Genomic DNA, 430 nt, shown 5'->3' with positions numbered 1-430 from the left:
CCACCATCCGGCTGCTCGATGGTGGCACGAAATTCATTTCGGTCATGGATACCGGCCATTGGGCGACCGGCACGATCGAGCGCGACAAGGACGGCAAGCTGACAGGGCTCAGTGACTATCGCATCACCATGCTGAAGGATCCGACCGGCCGCGGCGAGCACGACAAGGACAATCTCGACTCCGAGAGCCTGGCGATGGACAAGAACCATCTCTATGTTGGCTTCGAGGGCTATAGCCGTATCAACACCTATCCCTATCCCGGCTTCGAGCAGTCGATGCCGACCGATGTCCAATTGCCGATCCTGCCGCCCGGCGTGCGGTTGAAGCACAATGGCGGCATGGAGTGCATCTTGAAAACCCCGGACAAGGGGCCGCTCAAAGGCGCGCTGATGTTCGTCGCCGAGAGGAGCTATAACAAGCAGGGCAATTT

The 430-nt window shown here is 59.1% G+C and carries 1 protein-coding gene; it reads left to right on the top strand.

All coding sequences use genetic code 11. From position 1 onward, the window contains the following. Positions 1-430 (top strand): esterase-like activity of phytase family protein (locus AC1D0P_RS30160; protein WP_477680091.1); only part of this gene is annotated, 430 nt, incomplete at both ends.

Source organism: Polaromonas sp. P1_G2, from assembly GCF_056405515.1.
This window is presented reverse-complemented; position numbering and strand designations above follow the sequence as displayed.